The sequence below is a fragment of the Salmonella sp. 32120201201600049SM genome (assembly GCF_017572835.1).
Classification (GTDB): Bacteria; Pseudomonadota; Gammaproteobacteria; order Enterobacterales; family Enterobacteriaceae; genus Salmonella; species Salmonella enterica.
The window spans coordinates 331082-346945 of record NZ_JAGESA010000002.1 but is presented as its reverse complement, the minus strand read 5'-3'; the positions used below and the strand labels follow the sequence as shown (position 1 = coordinate 346945).

The window sequence follows — 15864 nt, the reverse complement described above, 5'->3', positions numbered from 1 at the left end:
CTGCTATCATAAGGCGTCTGTCAATAGAGTGAGGAATGGTTTTGAGCGCAGGACGCCTGAACAAAAATAGCCTGGGTATTGCGGTGCTGTTATGCACAGGGCTGCTGCTGGCGGGGTGTTCCAGTAATTCCGGCTCAGGAACGTATTCCGGCTCCGTCTATACCGTTAAGCGCGGCGATACGTTGTATCGTATATCGCGCGCCACGGGAACCAGCGTGAAAGAACTGGCCCGCCTGAATGGCATTTCTCCGCCTTATACTATTGAGGTGGGGCAGCGAATTAAAGTGCGCGGCAGCGCAAAGAGTAGCAGTTCAACACGCAAAACCAGCAATAAAACAGCAACAAAAACTGCTGCGGTCAGACCGTCATCTTCGGTGCCAAAATCCTCCTGGCCGCCGGTGGGGCAGCGTTGTTGGGTATGGCCTGCTAACGGTAAAGTGATTTTACCTTATTCCACCGCGGAGGGCGGAAATAAGGGGATCGATATTGCGGGCGCGCGCGGAACGCCTGTTTATGCGGCGGGAGCGGGTAAAGTTGTCTATGTCGGGAACCAGCTGCGCGGTTACGGCAATCTCATCATGATTAAGCACAATGAAGATTACATTACGGCTTACGCTCATAATGACACCATGCTGGTTAATAATGGACAAAGCGTTAAAGCGGGGCAAAAAATCGCTACGATGGGCAGCACGGATGCCGCATCCGTAAGACTACACTTCCAGATTCGCTACCGGGCGACGGCCATCGATCCGCTGCGTTATCTGCCGCCGCAGGGGAGTAAACCGAAGTGCTGACGGCGAATTAATCGCCAGTCAGCCAGTAAGTCTCTTGCCAACCAGAGCGTAAGGTTTATAATGCCTTACGCATCTCAAAGCGGGCGTAGTTCAATGGTAGAACGAGAGCTTCCCAAGCTCTATACGAGGGTTCGATTCCCTTCGCCCGCTCCAGACTCAAGTCTCCTGAAGTCTACCAAACTCAATTTCCCCTTGATAAATCAGTAGTTATAGCATTCTATTAGTCTATTGAACTCAATTGTACTCCCCCAGGGTCAAGCTCAATGTGGGGGTATGGATGAGGGTATAATTGTACCCGCTGCTGAGAGGTACCCCCAATGAAGCTGACAGCTCGTCAGGTTGAAACTGCAAAACCTAAAGAGAAGCCCTACAAACTGGCTGATGGTGGTGGTCTTTACCTGCTGGTTAATCCCAATGGCAAAAGATACTGGCGTCTCAAATACCGTTCACTAGGTAAAGAGAAACTGCTCGCTATTGGCGTTTACCCCGATGTTTCTTTAGCTGAAGCCAGAAGCAAGCGAGAGGATGCTAAAAGGACATTAGCGGCTGGCAACGATCCTTCTCTTGAACGGAAAATTGAGAAACTAAGTCGTCAACAAGATGCAGAAAACTCTTTTGAGGCTATCACGCGGGAGTGGTATCAGCGTCGCTATGACCGCTGGTCTGTCTCCTGCCGCGAAGAGATGCTGAGAACCTTTGAAAAGGATGTGTTCCCTTATATCGGTCACCGGCCAATCAAAGATATCAAGCCGATGGAGTTGCTTGCAGTTCTTTCAAAGATAGAAGCAAGAAGGGCAACTGAGAAGGTCCGTAAGGTTCGCCAGCGCTGTGGAGAGGTCTGGAAGTATGCTGTTGTGACTGGCAGGGCCGAGTACAATCCAGCACCAGATCTAGCCAGCGCCGTGATTCCTCATGAGAAAGAGCACTATGCTTTTTTAACCCAAGATGAATTGCCTGAGTTTCTTCGGACTCTCAACACCTATGCTGGTAGTGTACTTGTTAAGATTGCGATGCAATTGCTTATTTTAACGGGCGTAAGGCCTGGGGAGTTGAGGCAAGCGGAGTGGCAGGAATTTGATTTTGAGAAAAAGGTTTGGAATGTACCAGCGGAACGCATGAAAATGCGCCGCCCTCATCTGGTTCCGTTATCAAGCCAGGCAATTGACCTACTTAATCAGCTTAAACCCATGACGGGAGCAGGAGCGTTGCTGTTCCCAGGACGTAATAATCCTAAGAAACCGATGAGTGATATGGCATTGACTGTGTTGGTCAGGCGTATCGGCTACGCTGGGCGTGTTACGGGGCATGGATTCCGCCACACGATGAGTACCATTTTGCATGAGCAGGGATTTAATTCGGCCTGGATTGAGATACAACTGGCTCAGTTTATTTGCATTCAGAATGGGAGTTACACCCTTTAGGGAAATGTATAAAAATATGAATATCAATAAGTTAACCAAGTTACTGATATCTGGTTAAAATGTTCCAAGACAACGGTTATATATGTTTTTTCGAATGTATTGTTGCGATTGTAGACCTACAGAGTATCCTGTTATTAAAGCAATCGGAGGACAGATGCTACTAACTTCCCTACAACTCTTCAAAAACCTCTCCGATGAAACCCGCTTGGGCATCGTGTTACTGCTCAGAGAGATGGGAGAGCTGTGCGTGTGCGACCTTTGCGCTGCGCTAGAACAGTCACAGCCCAAGATCTCCCGCCACCTAGCAATGCTCAGGGAAAGTGGTCTATTACTGGATCGCAAACAGGGCAAGTGGGTTCACTACCGTTTATCTCCGCATATTCCTTCCTGGGCCGCTCAGGTGATTGAGCAGGCTTGGTTAAGCCAACAGGACGACGTACAGGCCATCGCCCGTAAGCTGGCATCGGCAAACTGCTCTGGTAGTGGTAAGGCTGTTTGTCTCTAAAAAATTTGCCTGAACATATGTGATTTTTCGAATGTGAGGTATTCAGAATGAAAACGTTAACGGTGTTTGACCCGGCAATGTGCTGCAATATCCGATTTTGATTAACCGTCCAATTGAGGTGACACCGTTGGGAACGCGCTTGTGCCGCCCTTCCGAAGTGGTACTGGATATTCTTCCGGACGCGCAAAAAGGCGCATTTACTAAGGAAGACGGCGAGAAAGCCGTTGATGATGCAGGACAAAGAGTGAAGTAAACATGAGGGGGAGGCTTCATTTTACGTTCTTAGTGCTGAGGCTTCTCTACGATCTCGCTCGCGCATTGACGGGGCGTTTTGCATCACAAAATTCGAAATTTCCTCCTGCACAGGTATCTGATGAGCGAGTAAAAGTGTACTCTTTTGAGTATTGCATCTGAGCGGATCGCTCAACAAATTTATGATGCCTCCTGTTACGTATGGATAACCGCTATGCCAAAAGAGAACAAAAATCCGAAGCTGCGCAACTACGATCCTCGTTTTATCTACTCTCTTGTTGTTAAGCGTTATTTCTCTGAGATGAAGACGAAGGTAGAAATTGCAGAGGAGCTCGGTCTGTCTCGCTTCAAAGTTGCACGCCTGATTGATGAAGCCATTGCGCAAGAGTATGTAAAATTTACCTTCCCTAAACAGCAAGCTCTGGACGAGGAAATAGCGCAAAATCTCTGTAAGAAATACGGATTGCAGGATGCAGTTGTGCTCTCCGTTTCCGAGTCCTGGTCTTCCCAGGAACAATTAAACGTCAAGCTGGGAGGGATAACGGCGACCTACTTGAGTGAGATTCTTAAAGAGGGTATGAAGTTTGGTCTGGCCTGGGGGCGGGTTCTTTCAAGTACGGTGAGTCAACTGACGACATTACCTGTTCTGGATGTGGTTCAGCTTTCTGGCGTTCATCCTGGTATTGAATTTAGTCAGGGACCGATTGATCTAATACACAAAGTTGCCGCAATTTCCCACGGAAGAGCGCACCCGATGTATGTACCCATGTGGGTGGATGACGAAAGTTTAGCCCAGAAACTCGCTGACGATCAGGCTGTTCAGGATACGCAAAAATTTTACTCAAATATGGATGTCGTAATTACAGGGATTGGGGCCTGGAAAACAGGCTCTTCCAGTCTATGCGATATATTCCCTGAAGCGTGGCGTGAGGCTTTAATAAGCCAGGACATTACTGCTGATGTATGCGTAACACTGGTAAATAGCAAAGGGGAAATTCTGGATAGTCCGCTGAACCGCCTGGGTTTCGGCATTACGACAGATCAATTGCGTGCCACAAAGAAACTGATTGGTGTGGCTGGAGGGGACGAAAAATATGAAGGTATAGTTGCCTCTCTCAAATCAGGTCTTCTGAATGTGCTGATCACTGACTTTGATACGGCTATTAAACTGCTGGATTAATAGCCGTTTTCATTTTCATTGGTCGTTACACAGCCTGCAGTGGTGACTGATGACAAACCTGGGCAATTCCAACAGGTATGCACTTTGTCAGAAATCTGAGGCAGATACGGAGGTATCTGCCTCAGACGGATGACGCCGTATGCCGCCAGACAGTTCCAGAAGGAAACACGCTATCAGGATGCGGCAAGCATCTCTTCAACATATTTCCCGACTTCGTGCGTTTTGAGATTACGGCACGACTCGATGAACGAAATATCCTGGAAGAGCGTAAAAAGGCGACGCAGCACAGACATATGCTGGTCGCTGGTTGCGAATGCGAGATTAAACATAATGCTGCATTCAACTGTTAGGTCAGCATCTTCCATCTGACCAAACACGACTCCTTTATCAAAACGCACAATGCTTATGCTGTTGGTTTTTACCAGCGTATAGTCTGCATGCGGGATGGCAATGCCCTGACCGTTCGCCATCAATAAACCCGTTGGATAAGTCTTTTCACGCTCCAGGCAGGCCTGAATATACTCGGGAGTGATATAGCCTTTCTCCAAAAGCTTCTGGCCGGCAAACTCAATTGCTGCATGCCAGTCAGCGATCGTACCCTCAACGTCATTTACCAGAATCTCAAGCTTCATCATTCACCTACTTAAGCATTTCTTCTTTAACAGCATCAAAAATCTCATCTTCGCCCAATCCCGTTAACAGGCCCGCTCCGACAATCACACGAGTAGTGATGCCTGGGTTATCCAGCTTGGTTGAAGAAACAATCAGGTCATAGCTGTTAAATGTGTCCGTGGTGCAAGCCATCAATGAGGATTTATCTACCTGCGCTTCGATATTCTGTTCTTTCAGGTAGTCCTGCAGGACAGAAACCATGATGGAAGAGGAGGCTATGCCGTTTCCGCATACAACTAAAATCTTTTTCATTTTCAATCACCTTATGAAGTTTTAAGCCGTTTTTTCTGCCTCAGTTTTCAACTGACGGCGTGCTTTCTGTTTGAGTAAATAGCCTACGGACAACAGCAACACAGCGGCGAGAGCATAACCTGCGATGCCAACATGGCTGAGTCCAGCAAAGAGTCCGGTGAACGGGTTAGCTGAAGGGTTAAGCGATGAGTACATCACGCTGGCATCAGGATTAGTGCCGAATTTCTGAAACACTTCATTTGTTGCTGGAGCCATCCAGGATGCGATGTATAAGCCGCCGCCAAAAAGGATGATGGAAGTCACCCAGGTACGAATAATGTTGCCATTAAAAACCGGTACCATGCACGCAATAAAGAATACGAACTGTGAGAGGTCCCCCAGCGGCATCACTCGGTTGCCGGGAAGGACAACGGCGAGGATAACAATGACCGGGATCAGCAGCAGTGCAGGCGCGATAACGGACGGATGACCAACTATCAGTGCGGTATCCATCCCGACAGTGATCTCACGATCCGGGAAACGTTTAACCAGTTTCTTACGTGCCACGTTGGAGAGCGGAACCAGACCTTCCATCATGATTGAGGTCATGCGCGGCAGCAGGAGCATCACGGCGGCAAGGTACATACCCAACTGCAGGCTGGCGATAATGGTGTGATACGGAGATTCCCAACCATAACCACAGAAGCCAAGAAGAATACCAATAATGAAACCAACCATGGTCGGATCGCCAAGGATACCAAAGCGTTTCTGAATGCTTTCCGCCGTAACGTTCAGATTACGGAATCCAGGGATGCGATCGTATATCCAGTTAAACGGATAAGCGAACAGCAAATAGGTGTTTGCAACCGGGTGGGAGATGGCAACGCCTTTTGGCAGGTTGAAGAATTTTTCGTTGTTTTTCGCACCCAGGTCAGCCGCAATAAGCGCCCAGACATGGAACAATGCAGCCGTAAGAACACCGTAAAGGAAGCTGCCGGAGTAAACTCCAACGATTGCTCCCATTGAGGCATTTTGGTGAAGGTTAAATACGTCAACGTTTACGCAGTCCGTCAAACGGGCCACCAGCATGGCAATATTCACGGCAACGCACAGTGGAATAATTATCGCCCCCATGCTTGAGCCAAAACCCATAACTGCTGTGGCTGCGCCACCAACATCAATGGCGCTCAGTGAGGAGCCGGTGGCCTCAGCAAGCCCTGTCACCGCTGGCTGCATTTTTTCAAGCATCAGCTTGATGGTCATGGTTAATGCAATAAAACCGATGCCGACTTTAATGGCTGATGAAATACACTCCGACAGCGGACGCCCCAGAAGTTTCATCAGTACAAGGAAAATGACCGGTATAAAAATAAAGTTACCCAGGTCATTGATAAACTGTGTGATCAGTTCCATTTATTAGCCCTCAGATTTCTCATCATCTGGTCTGAAACCCATATTCCATCGCACATCTTCAGGTTTCGTCAGCAATGCGTTGTCGCTGCGTTCTGCTTCGAGTAGATTCTTTTTGGAATTTTCCCTTGCAGTGGCAAAGTCGAACGCATTGTCATACCAGGCATCAACGATCATTTTTGTGTATTCAAGATCATTAACTCTGCAGCCAAGACCAATCACCTGAGCATTGTTACTGAGTCTTGCTCGCTTGGCTGAGTAGGGGTTGGTGACGGCGACTGCACGGATCCCCCAGTGCTTATTTATCTGGCAAGTAAAGCCAATTCCGGTTCCACAGATGTAGATACCGAGGCGGCATTCATCCCGCTGAATAACACCTGCCATTTCATCCGCCAGACGAGCGAAGTTGTTGAAACCGTCTTCTTTTCGTTTTACGGGATCGTACACGACATCTGCATTTTTCTCTTCTTCAAGGTACTTTTTAATCTCCTCCTTACGATCAAACCCTACATCATCACATGCGATTGCAATTTTCGTTTTCATCTCAACTAACCTGTCATAAAGAACTTAAGCCAAGTATGCGGTTGGTAAATGTTGGTTGTCAACTGAGATCAAAATCACAAAATTCATAACTTATTGATTTTATTTAAATTAAAAACCAATAAAAACAAACAAAAACTAATTTTTACCAATTATGTTGTGCCGTTCAGGGAAGAAGGATTTATAGGCTGTAGACAATAAACTCGATTTAATCCAGTTAATATATTGATTTAGAAGTATTTTATTTTTTTTGACTGTTACTTTCGCGAATGACTGCTCACAGGCCGATGGCAACTTGTCTTCTCCTTGAGTTTGTTTTTGTTTGCATCTTGTGTGCTATGATTCGCTTCATGGCATTGAGTTGAATAGTTATAGGGGGAAGGATGTACCTGGTTGAAGAAAGGAGAAAATTGATCCTTGAAGAGATTATTTCGGCGGGTACCGTGTACGTTAGCGACCTTGCCAAAAAGTATGAGGTCACTTATGAAACTATCCGCAAAGATCTCACCCATCTTGAAAAAAAAGGGCTGCTGGTTAAAAGCCACGGAGGTGCAACCTTAAAGCAGGGGGCTGTCGAACATCCTTTCCAGGTCAGGGAAAAAGAAAACAGTACTTTCAAACAAGCCATAGCCAGAAAAGCGCTGGATTTTATCCCCCCCAATAGCTCAATGATCATTGGTACAGGGAGTTCTAACTATGAACTGGCAAATCTGTTGTGCATGAAATCTGGTTTTAAAATTTTTACCGATTCTTTGCCGGTGGCCAGTGTGCTGATCGAGTCAGATAACCAGGTCTTTTTGTTCGGCGGAGAGCTGAGGAAAAAAAGCTCTTCTGTCTTTGGCGGGTGGGCTGTGTCAATGATTAATGATATTAACGTTGATCTATGCTTTATCGGCACTGATGGTTTCAACAATATGACGGGCCCGTCCACTCCGTCCTCCTCAGATGCCTTTTTGGATCGAACGATCATTGCCCATTCCGAGAAGAAATATATCCTGGGCGATTACACTAAGTTCCAGCGCAGCAGCTTATTTAAGATCTGCGACTGGTCTGAGATTACCGCACTGATCACTAATGATATTGCTGATAAAGACGGTATTGCCGAAGTTGCGAAACATACAACAGTGATAACCTGTTGATTCTAAATTCAATAACGGTACATTTCATGTGCCGTTGTCCTGCTGAAACCACAACTATCAGAACGCCATGCTCATAAGAGCGTTTGAAGTGTTACCAACGTAAAAGCCCCAAAAATAAGCCAATTCAATTAAATTAATTAAAATTCAATGGCATAAGCATTTGTGGTGCATTGAGTAATCGGCATGTTTGCTCATGTGAGCATTTTAATGATTGCGCGTATGTGATTTTGTGTGATCAAGATATAACTTTTGCAAGCTCCTCATTTCAGCAATTCACTGATGTGCTATAACTGCTCATGTGATTAGGGTGTTGCTCACATGAGCAATTGGTTAGGTGAGGAGAAAAAAGTGGGTGCAATTTCTATCAATGTCGCGGATGGGGCGGCATTCAAAAATTATGATGAAGTGCTGGAGCATATTCACCAGAAACATCTGGCCGATGGGATTGTAAGAGAGACTTACCTCCAGGCGCTGCGTGAACGTGAAGCCGACTATCCAACTGGAATTTTACTTGACGGCTATGCTGTCGCCATCCCCCATTGCGATAGCCAGCACGCCGTCAGCCCGGCGATTTATATCATTCGTTTGCCACAGGAAATAGAAGTTAATCAGGCAGATGGCGATGAAAAACTGTGGGTCCGCCTGGTTGTCAACCTGGTTGTTACCCAACCTGCAGATCAATTGCAGTTGTTGAAGGCGCTGTTTAACCATCTTCAGTTAGCTGATTTTTACCACCAGATGCTGGAGCTTCCTGCTGAAGAAGCAAAGGCATTGTTTATTAACACGATAATTAAATAACAATTACCCGGAGATTTTACCATGATTACTATCCTCGTAGCCTGCGGAAGCGGTGTCGCAACCTCCACACTAGCCGCTGATGAAGTTAAATCGGTTTGTGCTGAATACGGAATTGCCAACTTTAAGATTAATAAATGCAGCATGTCCGAGCTGGCCTCTGAAATGCAAAGCGCTGATGTGGTCCTGACGACGAATAATTATAAAGGTGATATTGGTAAGCCGCACATGAGCGTCGCAGGTTTTATTACCGGTATTAACGAAGCCGCACTGCGTAAAAAATTAGGTGAACTGTTAAGCGAAATTTCCAAAGGCTAAAGTCTAAAAAAGACGGGGGATGGTTAAATGGAAATGTTAAAAAGCATCATGTTTACTATTACAAGCATGGGCGCTACAGCAATATTGCCGCTTGTTATTTTCCTTTTAGGTCTGGTTTTTCGAATGAAAGTGGGTGCCGCCATTAAATCTGGCATCACTGTAGGTATCGGTTTCATCGGTCTGGGACTGGTTGTTGGGCTGCTAAACACAGCCCTGCAGCCAGCAATTACGTATTACTCAAAAATTGGCAGCGGGTTCACCGTGGCTGATATTGGATGGCCTGCCGTTGGCGCAGCTGCGTGGGTTGCCCCGTTTGCCGCAATGGTTATTCCTATTGGCATTATCCTGAACCTGATCCTGGTTCGTCTGAAGCTTACCAAAACTCTTAATGTGGACATCTGGAACTACATGCATTTCCTGGTTCCGGGGGCTCTTGCGTATTTCGTCTTTGACAGCTTTTTCCTTGGGTTGGGTGTCGCCGTGGCTCTGAGCGTAGCCGCACTGTTTATTGGCGATCTTATTGCGCCAAGATGGCAGAAATACTACGGCCTCGAGGGGACGACCTGTACCACGATGATCCACATCGGATGGACACTTCCATTTGCATGGGTTGTTAACAAAATTATCGATTTCATTCCGGGTTTAAACAAGCTGGATGTGGATTTAGAGAGCGTTCAGAAACGACTGGGTGTATTCGGTGAACCCGCAATCATCGGCGTGATTGTCGGTTGTCTCCTGGGATTGTTAACCAAACAACCCATTACAACCATCGTGCCAATGGCGATGGGCGTGGCTGGCGTCATGGTGCTGTTGCCAAAAGTGGTTGGGGTCCTTATGGAAGGGCTTAACCCGATAGGTAAGAGTGCTAAAGAAATCATGCAAAAGCAGATGGGTAAAGATGCGGAGCTGAATATCGGGATGGACTGTGCCCTTGCGCTTGGCGACCCAGCAACGGTTACTGTCACCGTTATTACCATCCCTCTGACAATGCTTTGTGCGCTGGTTTTACCGGGTATTCAGATATTCCCAATCGGCGTGCTGATGTCAATTATCTACATGACGACCATGACAGTCATGGTCAGTAACGGCAACGTTATTCGCTCGATTATCTCAACCTTACTGTTCTGTGTGGTGGTTATGTATCTGGGGGGGTATGTCGCGCCCGGTGCAACTGAGTTCCTGAACGGTGCTGGCGTCGGCCTTAATGGCCAGGGCACGGACTTCGTATTAACCGGCCCATGGGAGATTCTGACCTACTGGTTGAGCACAGTTACGCATTAATTTATGGAGTTGACTAAAATGGCACAAATTTTACCATCAGTATTTGGTGCAAACATATTACGTTTGCAGGAAGAAATTCAGTTTCTGGAAACAGAAAAAACAGAAATTCTGCATGTTGATTTAATGGATGGTACTTATGTAAGCAATATAGCTTTCGGTCCTAACCAAATTGCGGCAATGAAAAAAGCCAGTTCAATGACATTTGATGTGCATATGATGCTGGCAAACCCGGAAAGACATATCGATGATGTTATTAAAACCGGAGCGGAAATGATCTCGGTTCATTATGAATCAACGCCGCACGTTCATTATATTATCCAGAAGATAAAGAAAGCCGGGCGCAAAGCCGGTGTGGTACTCAATCCGGGGACGCCGGAACATGTAATTGAATACCTCCTGGATGATATTGATTATGTTTTGATTATGACCATCAACCCAGGTCAGCCTGGTCAGACATTTATTGAAAAAAGTCTGGAGAAAATCAGGAATACTAAAAAGATGGTTGCCGGACGTAATATTCAGATTGAGGTTGATGGCGGCGTTAATGCTGAAATTGCTAAAAAGGTAAAAGAAGCGGGTGCTGATTTAATTGTTGTTGGTGGCGCGTTATTTAATGATGCACCGAGAGAAAGCTATCAGAAATTAAGGGCAGCGATCCAATAGCAGTTCGGTACCAAATAAACCCAGTAACCCTACACGCTATTATTGGCATTCATTAAATCACCAATTACCTGAAAGGGGAGTTGTCCTCCCCTTTGTCATGAGATTTTGAGGAGTATAGTGAAATGAGTAAATTTGAAGGTAAAGTCGCGCTAGTAACCGGTGGGGCACATGGAATCGGTAAAGGAATTGCTAAGCAATTCGCAGACCGTGGGGCTCATACTGTCATTGTGGATTATAACGAAGAAAATGGTAAAAAGACGGCCGAAGAGTTAACTTTCGGTAATGTTAAATCCTTATTCGTTAAAACCGATGTATCCGATCCGAAAGCTCTGGAAAACGTTCGTGAGCAGGTTTTTCAAACCTTCGGACGTATTGATATTTTGGTATTAAACGCTGGCGTGGCGTTTGCTAATAAGGTTAATAACATCACTTTTGAAGAGTGGAATAAGACGATTGCAATTAACCTTACTGGCCTGTTTAACACCGTTAAAGCATTCTACGACGACTTCACTACTAATCATGGATCTATCGTTTATATCTCATCCGGCTCGGCGCTTTCCGGTACTGGCGGTGGCGTGAGTTACCCGGCCAGTAAAGCTGGCGGTGAAGGATTGATTCGTGGTCTGGCAAAAGAACTGGGACCTAAGGGTGTCAATGTTAATGCTATCGCTCCACGCCTGATTGATACCGGTGAAATGATGCGCGTCAATTATCCTACCCAGGCCGATCTTGATGCCGTTCTGGAAAAAATTCCAGTGCGCCGCCTTGGAACCATTGACGATGTAGCAAACCTTGCAATCTTTTTGGCTGATAAAGACAACTCGTACATCCAGGGGCAAACCATTCTGATGGATGGTGGTCGTACCATCGCTTAAAGGGAGGGAATCACATGAGCGTTCAACAAAATACTTTAAATATCCTGAGCGAGTTGCAGCAAAATGCGATGAAGATTGATGATGCCCAGGCTGCCCAATTCGTCGCACAGATTAAGAATGCCAAACATATCTTTCTGCAGGGCGCGGGTCGTAGCGGCATCGCCATCCGCGGCTTTGCAAACCGCCTTCTCCACCTCGGTTTTTCAGTAAGCGTAGTGGGCGAAATTTCTTCTCCTCATACGAAACCAGGCGACCTGGTCATTATTGGCTCCGGTAGCGGTGAGACCGGCAGTCTGGTGAGCCTGGCGCAGAAGGCCGTAGCCTGTGGCGTGGATGTGGCGCTTGTCACAATGAAAGCGGAGTCCACAATCGGCAAACTGGCCAAAAGTACTCTTGTATTGCCTGGAACTGTGAAAGAAGACAACGATCGCGAAGAAGGTGCTTTTTCGCAGCCTATGGGATCGGCTTTTGAGCAACTCTGCTTTATCACCTATGACGCTATCGTGCTTGAGCTGATGGCCCAACTCGGTGAAACCAGCGACACGATGTTTAAGAGACACGCTGACCTTGAGTAATCGCCCGGAAACGTCCCTTAAAGGGACGTTTCCTTTTTTGTTTCCTGGATACTCACTGAACAATGCCGTTACTGCCCGATAACTGCCGCCCCCCCCCTCACCATAGCCGTTTCCTGCAACTAAGTCACAGACGTTGATTTACCAGGCCGATATGCCTTCTTTCCCGTTATATACCCTTCATACTTCAAGTGGCTTATGTGTTGGCTACGGATTACTCAGTCCATCCATGGGCCTCGCCCTGACGGGCCGTCGCACGCGACGTTCAAATCTGCTCCCGGCAGATTTGTCGCTCACCCCAGTCACATCGTTATCTATGCTCCTGGGGACTCACTCCCTTGCCGCCTTTAAGCAACTCGAATTATTTTGGGTATATATCAGTGAACTTCTATTTTTGTCAGTTTTTATTTTTCAGTTTATTTATTATTAAATACTGTTTCTGGCCTGGATATATTTTCGTGAATAGCCTCCCGACAGCCGGAGATAAAGGTATTTGCTGGCGTAACAGCGCTCATAATTTAAAAGATTTATTTATAGTTTGTTATCACGGAAAGATTTTAACTTAATACATGCCAGTAAGGCATCAGGTAAAAATAACCGGAGAGAAGAAGATGAACAAAATGCTATTAGCCGGAAGTGCCGGTATTGTTCTGCTGTCTGCTGCAGCCAGTCCGGTATGGGCAGACGATAATGCCAGTACATTTTCACTTGGATACGCCCAGTCCCATACTAATCACGCCGGGACGTTGCGTGGGGTTCGGCTGGCAAACAACTATGAAATGTCACCGGACTGGGGGCTGACAACCTCATTTGCCTGGCTAAATGGAAGCCAGCGCTATTCCGATGAAAGCAGTAATGGTCGTGTAACAACCCGTTATTACTCCCTGCTTGCAGGCCCCTCATGGAAAATAAATAACCAGTTAAGTCTGTATAGTCAAGTGGGTCCCGTATTATTGCATCAGCGTGATCACGGGATAAATGAGTCTGACAGTAAGGTCGGATATGGTTATTCTGCTGGCGTGGCTTATACCCCGGTCAGTAATGTCGCTATAACTCTGGGTTATGAGGGCGCGGATTTTGATGCTACCCATAACAGCGGAAGCCTTAATAGCAATGGTTTTAATCTTGGCGTGGGTTACCGGTTCTGAATAGGATAATCCGATAAAAAATGTTACTTTGTGGAGATGATGGATTATGAAAAGCCATATTATGCCAGGCGTTGCGCTGATGGTTATCCTGTTTTCAGGAAATATTATGGCCGCAACAAACATGACTGATAACGTTACTCTGAATAATGACAAGATATCCGGACAGGCCTGGCAGGCCATGCGTGATATCGGAATGTCGCGATTCGAGTTGTTTAATGGTCGGACCCAAAAGGCGGAACAACTGGCTGCGCAAGCAGAAAAACTCCTGAACGATGACAGCACTGACTGGAAGCTGTATGTCAAATCAGATAAAAAAGCCCCGGTTGAAGGAGACCACTATATTCGGATAAATTCATCGATTACGGTAGCAGAAGATTATCTCCCTGCGGGCCAGAAAAATGATGCTATTAATAAAGCAAACCAGAAAATGAAAGAAGGAGATAAAAAAGGGACTATAGAGGCCCTGAAACTAGCAGGCGTCAGTGTTATTGAAAATCAGGAACTCATTCCTCTTCAGCAAACCCGTAAGGATGTGACCACAGCGCTTTCCTTGATGAACGAAGGAAAATACTATCAGGCAGGTCTGTTACTGAAATCAGCTCAGGATGGCATAGTTGTAGACTCTCAGTCAGTTCAGGAATCACCCACGCCCCCCGTGCAGCACGACGCCGCGCATTAATATCCCCCAGCCTGCTGTATATATTACAGCAGGCAGCATTATGTCTGACAGCTATTACCAGTTTGCTCTTTGCTGTCGGCATTGTTTTTAAAATTCATCCGTGAAGTTCAGTAATGTCAGGGTACCTGCATTTATATCTATTGTGATGTCCATCACAAATACAGAAGAATATCATTTCATTTATTATTTTTTATCCCTTCCGCTTATGATGGTTCATAATGATTTATTAAGTTAATGCTTTGGAATTAAATCCCTTCTACTTGCGTTATATCCAGTTTTTTATGCTACAAGTAATTTCATTGTTATATATGATTAGTATTATGTGTTGTAAATATCCATTGTAATGGAAAAGCAAAACATACATTCCAGATAACATATTACAAAATATTTCATGTTCGCTGAGAATATCTGTCTGTTAGGTGTTCATTCGCTTATAATTACATTTAAAAGTATTTCTTTGATGATTATTCTTAAATTACGATCATAATCATCGATCGTATCGATCTATTTTTATTGTTTTAATTTGAATAAGAATTTTCTTACAACTGATTAGGCATTAGCTGAAATCAATATTTTTCGATGGAAAGTTCAGGTGCTTCGTTTAACACCCGGCGTTTATTATTCATGCGAATCTTTTCTGAACGCTTTCATTAATACCCTCAGATTTGTTTTCAGCCTTTGCAAAATAATTCTCATTCACCCAAAGGACATATTATCTATGCGTAATAAAATAATACTTGCCATGGCGGCTGCCGGTATGATGTATGGCGCTTCTGTATATGCAGTCGATCCACCAACAGCAGGCCCGTTCGGCTCAGGTAAAATTCTTTTCACTGGTACCATCACCAACTCACCCTGTGATATCGCACCGGGCGACGATGCGATCACCGTTCCGTTTGGACAGATTTCTTACCGTAAACTGAATACCACCGACGCAACTACGGAATCAAAACCGTTCACCATTCATCTGCAGAACTGTGCATTTGATACGGATAATGCATCGCCCAATCCGAACCCGGTTGGGAAAATGTCCAAAGTGACCGTCTCTTTCTCTGGCGGAGCCAATGTCGCGAAAAAGGCTTACACCACCAGCGGCAGCGCACAGCATGTTGGTGTCCAGCTACTGAAGAGTGACAACACCGCAATTATCGAGCCCAACACCCAGATGCCGGAGGGCGACGCTCAGCAACTGCAGGCCGGAAACAACGAACTCAACTTCTATGCCCGGCTAATAGCACTGGATAATGGCGTCACGCCCGGTGACTTCACCGCATCTGTCACCTACACCCTGAAATACCTGTGATTTTACGCGGTAAATAACGACAGGGAGAAGCCGTCCACGGAGGGGTTCGGACGGCTTTTATATCTGACCATGCCTGCGGGCTGTCT

The 15864-nt window shown here is 46.0% G+C and carries 18 protein-coding genes, 1 tRNA gene and 1 pseudogene; 16 read left to right on the top strand and 4 right to left on the bottom strand.

Features of this window, described 5'->3' with window-relative positions:
• The first annotated feature begins 35 nt into the window (after positions 1 to 35).
• The 6 genes and pseudogenes from actS (at position 36) to J4650_RS07600 (ending at position 4152) form a co-directional block, all read left to right on the top strand.
• Positions 36 to 794 (top strand): amidase activator ActS, encoded by a 759-nt coding sequence (gene actS / locus J4650_RS07625; RefSeq protein WP_000244328.1) that lies wholly within the window; start codon positions 36 to 38, stop codon positions 792 to 794.
• 79 nt (positions 795 to 873) lie between these two features.
• Positions 874 to 947 (top strand) — tRNA-Gly (locus tag J4650_RS07620).
• 164 nt (positions 948 to 1111) lie between these two features.
• On the top strand, positions 1112 to 2215 hold the full coding sequence (locus J4650_RS07615; RefSeq protein WP_023993954.1) for an integrase arm-type DNA-binding domain-containing protein: 1104 nt from the start codon (positions 1112 to 1114) through the stop codon (positions 2213 to 2215).
• 154 nt (positions 2216 to 2369) lie between these two features.
• Complete coding sequence (arsR, locus tag J4650_RS07610; RefSeq protein ID WP_023993955.1) at positions 2370 to 2720, top strand: As(III)-sensing metalloregulatory transcriptional repressor ArsR; 351 nt, start codon at positions 2370 to 2372, stop codon at positions 2718 to 2720.
• A 79-nt stretch (positions 2721 to 2799) separates the two neighbouring features.
• Positions 2800 to 2973, top strand: a pseudogene (locus J4650_RS07605) (arsenate reductase); the annotation flags it as partial.
• Positions 2974 to 3186: 213 nt separating this feature from the next.
• Complete coding sequence (locus tag J4650_RS07600) at positions 3187 to 4152, top strand: sugar-binding domain-containing protein (RefSeq protein WP_001123709.1); 966 nt, start codon at positions 3187 to 3189, stop codon at positions 4150 to 4152.
• 173 nt (positions 4153 to 4325) lie between these two features.
• On the opposite strand, the gene J4650_RS07595 is transcribed toward J4650_RS07600, so the two are convergent.
• The 4 genes from J4650_RS07595 to J4650_RS07580 are packed head-to-tail and all read right to left on the bottom strand — an operon-like array spanning position 4326 to position 7008.
• Positions 4326 to 4784, bottom strand: coding sequence for a PTS sugar transporter subunit IIA (locus tag J4650_RS07595; RefSeq protein ID WP_001683480.1), 459 nt, complete (start codon positions 4782 to 4784; stop codon positions 4326 to 4328).
• Positions 4785 to 4791: 7 nt separating this feature from the next.
• Positions 4792 to 5076 (bottom strand): PTS sugar transporter subunit IIB, encoded by a 285-nt coding sequence (locus J4650_RS07590; protein ID WP_000723161.1) that lies wholly within the window; start codon positions 5074 to 5076, stop codon positions 4792 to 4794.
• Between the two features lie 21 nt (positions 5077 to 5097).
• Positions 5098 to 6468, bottom strand: coding sequence for a PTS transporter subunit IIC (locus J4650_RS07585; protein ID WP_023993958.1), 1371 nt, complete (start codon positions 6466 to 6468; stop codon positions 5098 to 5100).
• 3 nt (positions 6469 to 6471) lie between these two features.
• Positions 6472 to 7008 carry an RpiB/LacA/LacB family sugar-phosphate isomerase gene (locus J4650_RS07580; RefSeq protein WP_000850102.1) on the bottom strand — a complete coding sequence of 179 codons (537 nt, stop codon included), beginning with the start codon at positions 7006 to 7008 and terminating at the stop codon, positions 6472 to 6474.
• Between the two features lie 380 nt (positions 7009 to 7388).
• On the opposite strand from J4650_RS07580, the gene J4650_RS07575 reads away from it, so the two are divergent.
• The 10 genes from J4650_RS07575 (at position 7389) to J4650_RS07530 (ending at position 15778) form a co-directional block, all read left to right on the top strand.
• Entirely contained in the window at positions 7389 to 8144 is a 756-nt protein-coding gene (locus J4650_RS07575) for a DeoR/GlpR family DNA-binding transcription regulator (protein ID WP_001531807.1), read from the top strand.
• A gap of 318 nt (positions 8145 to 8462) precedes the next feature.
• Positions 8463 to 8942, top strand: coding sequence for a PTS galactitol transporter subunit IIA (gatA, locus tag J4650_RS07570; RefSeq protein WP_023993959.1), 480 nt, complete (start codon positions 8463 to 8465; stop codon positions 8940 to 8942).
• A gap of 21 nt (positions 8943 to 8963) precedes the next feature.
• Positions 8964 to 9257: a PTS sugar transporter subunit IIB gene (locus J4650_RS07565; protein WP_000628511.1), complete on the top strand. Its 294-nt coding sequence runs from the start codon at positions 8964 to 8966 to the stop codon at positions 9255 to 9257.
• A gap of 27 nt (positions 9258 to 9284) precedes the next feature.
• On the top strand, positions 9285 to 10538 hold the full coding sequence (locus J4650_RS07560) for a PTS transporter subunit IIC (RefSeq protein ID WP_000425557.1): 1254 nt from the start codon (positions 9285 to 9287) through the stop codon (positions 10536 to 10538).
• An 18-nt stretch (positions 10539 to 10556) separates the two neighbouring features.
• The gene (gene rpe, locus J4650_RS07555; RefSeq protein WP_000057267.1) at positions 10557 to 11201 is read left to right on the top strand and encodes a ribulose-phosphate 3-epimerase; all 645 of its coding nucleotides are present in this window, start codon (positions 10557 to 10559) and stop codon (positions 11199 to 11201) included.
• Between the two features lie 122 nt (positions 11202 to 11323).
• Positions 11324 to 12076 carry a glucose 1-dehydrogenase gene (locus J4650_RS07550; protein WP_000032693.1) on the top strand — a complete coding sequence of 251 codons (753 nt, stop codon included), beginning with the start codon at positions 11324 to 11326 and terminating at the stop codon, positions 12074 to 12076.
• A 14-nt stretch (positions 12077 to 12090) separates the two neighbouring features.
• Positions 12091 to 12651 (top strand): 6-phospho-3-hexuloisomerase, encoded by a 561-nt coding sequence (gene hxlB / locus J4650_RS07545; RefSeq protein WP_000116120.1) that lies wholly within the window; start codon positions 12091 to 12093, stop codon positions 12649 to 12651.
• Positions 12652 to 13259: 608 nt separating this feature from the next.
• Positions 13260 to 13796: an STM3031 family outer membrane protein gene (locus J4650_RS07540; protein WP_001038500.1), complete on the top strand. Its 537-nt coding sequence runs from the start codon at positions 13260 to 13262 to the stop codon at positions 13794 to 13796.
• Between the two features lie 46 nt (positions 13797 to 13842).
• Positions 13843 to 14475, top strand: coding sequence for a YfdX family protein (locus J4650_RS07535; protein WP_000835262.1), 633 nt, complete (start codon positions 13843 to 13845; stop codon positions 14473 to 14475).
• A gap of 718 nt (positions 14476 to 15193) precedes the next feature.
• The gene (locus tag J4650_RS07530; protein WP_023993960.1) at positions 15194 to 15778 is read left to right on the top strand and encodes a fimbrial protein; all 585 of its coding nucleotides are present in this window, start codon (positions 15194 to 15196) and stop codon (positions 15776 to 15778) included.
• Positions 15779 to 15864: the final 86 nt, after the last annotated feature.